Origin of the sequence: Bacillus sp. FJAT-27001, from assembly GCF_019039175.1 — a bacterium.
Taxonomy (GTDB): Bacteria; Bacillota; Bacilli; order Bacillales; family Bacillaceae; genus Bacillus; species Bacillus velezensis.
In genome coordinates this window covers 17,094-20,140 of the sequence record NZ_JAHOAA010000009.1, presented here as the reverse complement: position 1 = coordinate 20,140, position 3,047 = coordinate 17,094, and the positions used below count along the sequence as shown (strand labels likewise).

The following is a 3,047-nucleotide window of genomic DNA, read 5'->3' as shown; positions in this document are numbered from 1 at the left end:
TGTTCTTTGAAAACTAGATAACAGAAGTAATTCACATTCAATTAGTAATGCAAGATATCACGTAGTGATTCTTTTTAACGGTTAAGTTAGAAAGGGCGCACGGTGGATGCCTTGGCACTAGGAGCCGATGAAGGACGGGACGAACACCGATATGCTTCGGGGAGCTGTAAGCAAGCTTTGATCCGGAGATTTCCGAATGGGGAAACCCACCACTCGTAATGGAGTGGTATCCATATCTGAATACATAGGATATGAGAAGGCAGACCCGGGGAACTGAAACATCTAAGTACCCGGAGGAAGAGAAAGCAAATGCGATTCCCTGAGTAGCGGCGAGCGAAACGGGACCAGCCCAAACCAAGAGGCTTGCCTCTTGGGGTTGTAGGACACTCTGTACGGAGTTACAAAGGAACGAGGTAGATGAAGAGGTCTGGAAAGGCCCGCCATAGGAGGTAACAGCCCTGTAGTCAAAACTTCGTTCTCTCCTGAGTGGATCCTGAGTACGGCGGAACACGTGAAATTCCGTCGGAATCCGGGAGGACCATCTCCCAAGGCTAAATACTCCCTAGTGACCGATAGTGAACCAGTACCGTGAGGGAAAGGTGAAAAGCACCCCGGAAGGGGAGTGAAAGAGATCCTGAAACCGTGTGCCTACAAGTAGTCAGAGCCCGTTAACGGGTGATGGCGTGCCTTTTGTAGAATGAACCGGCGAGTTACGATCCCGTGCAAGGTTAAGCAGAAGATGCGGAGCCGCAGCGAAAGCGAGTCTGAATAGGGCGAATTGAGTACGTGGTCGTAGACCCGAAACCAGGTGATCTACCCATGTCCAGGGTGAAGTTCAGGTAACACTGAATGGAGGCCCGAACCCACGCACGTTGAAAAGTGCGGGGATGAGGTGTGGGTAGGGGTGAAATGCCAATCGAACCTGGAGATAGCTGGTTCTCTCCGAAATAGCTTTAGGGCTAGCCTCAAGGTAAGAGTCTCGGAGGTAGAGCACTGATTGGACTAGGGGCCCCTACCGGGTTACCGAATTCAGTCAAACTCCGAATGCCGATGACTTATCCTTGGGAGTCAGACTGCGAGTGATAAGATCCGTAGTCGAAAGGGAAACAGCCCAGACCGCCAGCTAAGGTCCCAAAGTATACGTTAAGTGGAAAAGGATGTGGAGTTGCTTAGACAACCAGGATGTTGGCTTAGAAGCAGCCACCATTTAAAGAGTGCGTAATAGCTCACTGGTCGAGTGACTCTGCGCCGAAAATGTACCGGGGCTAAACGTATCACCGAAGCTGCGGACTGTTCTTCGAACAGTGGTAGGAGAGCGTTCTAAGGGCTGTGAAGCAAGACCGGAAGGACTTGTGGAGCGCTTAGAAGTGAGAATGCCGGTATGAGTAGCGAAAGAGGGGTGAGAATCCCCTCCACCGAATGCCTAAGGTTTCCTGAGGAAGGCTCGTCCGCTCAGGGTTAGTCGGGACCTAAGCCGAGGCCGAAAGGCGTAGGCGATGGATAACAGGTTGATATTCCTGTACCACCTCCTCACCATTTGAGCAATGGGGGGACGCAGGAGGATAGGGTAAGCGCGGTATTGGATATCCGCGTCCAAGCAGTTAGGCTGGGAAATAGGCAAATCCGTTTCCCGTGAAGGCTGAGCTGTGATGGCGAGCGAATTATAGTAGCGAAGTTCCTGATTCCACACTGCCAAGAAAAGCCTCTAGCGAGGTGAGAGGTGCCCGTACCGCAAACCGACACAGGTAGGCGAGGAGAGAATCCTAAGGTGATCGAGAGAACTCTCGTTAAGGAACTCGGCAAAATGACCCCGTAACTTCGGGAGAAGGGGTGCTCTGTTAGGGTGCAAGCCCGAGAGAGCCGCAGTGAATAGGCCCAGGCGACTGTTTAGCAAAAACACAGGTCTCTGCGAAGCCGTAAGGCGAAGTATAGGGGCTGACGCCTGCCCGGTGCTGGAAGGTTAAGAGGAGCGCTTAGCGTAAGCGAAGGTGCGAATTGAAGCCCCAGTAAACGGCGGCCGTAACTATAACGGTCCTAAGGTAGCGAAATTCCTTGTCGGGTAAGTTCCGACCCGCACGAAAGGCGCAACGATCTGGGCACTGTCTCAACGAGAGACTCGGTGAAATTATAGTACCTGTGAAGATGCAGGTTACCCGCGACAGGACGGAAAGACCCCGTGGAGCTTTACTGCAGCCTGATATTGAATGTTGGTACAGCTTGTACAGGATAGGTAGGAGCCTTGGAAACCGGAGCGCCAGCTTCGGTGGAGGCATCGGTGGGATACTACCCTGGCTGTATTGACCTTCTAACCCGCCGCCCTTATCGGGCGGGGAGACAGTGTCAGGTGGGCAGTTTGACTGGGGCGGTCGCCTCCTAAAAGGTAACGGAGGCGCCCAAAGGTTCCCTCAGAATGGTTGGAAATCATTCGCAGAGTGTAAAGGCACAAGGGAGCTTGACTGCGAGACCTACAAGTCGAGCAGGGACGAAAGTCGGGCTTAGTGATCCGGTGGTTCCGCATGGAAGGGCCATCGCTCAACGGATAAAAGCTACCCCGGGGATAACAGGCTTATCTCCCCCAAGAGTCCACATCGACGGGGAGGTTTGGCACCTCGATGTCGGCTCATCGCATCCTGGGGCTGTAGTCGGTCCCAAGGGTTGGGCTGTTCGCCCATTAAAGCGGTACGCGAGCTGGGTTCAGAACGTCGTGAGACAGTTCGGTCCCTATCCGTCGCGGGCGCAGGAAATTTGAGAGGAGCTGTCCTTAGTACGAGAGGACCGGGATGGACGCACCGCTGGTGTACCAGTTGTTCTGCCAAGGGCATCGCTGGGTAGCTATGTGCGGACGGGATAAGTGCTGAAAGCATCTAAGCATGAAGCCCCCCTCAAGATGAGATTTCCCATTCCGCAAGGAAGTAAGATCCCTGAAAGATGATCAGGTTGATAGGTCTGAGGTGGAAGTGTGGCGACACATGGAGCTGACAGATACTAATCGATCGAGGACTTAACCAATTTGAATGTATGCTTACTGTTATCTAGTTTTGAGAGAA

1 rRNA gene is annotated in these 3,047 nt (G+C 52.9%); it reads left to right on the top strand.

Going from position 1 to position 3,047, the window contains the following annotated elements:
• Window positions 1-79 precede the first annotated feature (79 nt).
• Window positions 80-3,009 (top strand): 23S ribosomal RNA (locus tag BGM27_RS18450).
• Window positions 3,010-3,047 lie beyond the last annotated feature (38 nt).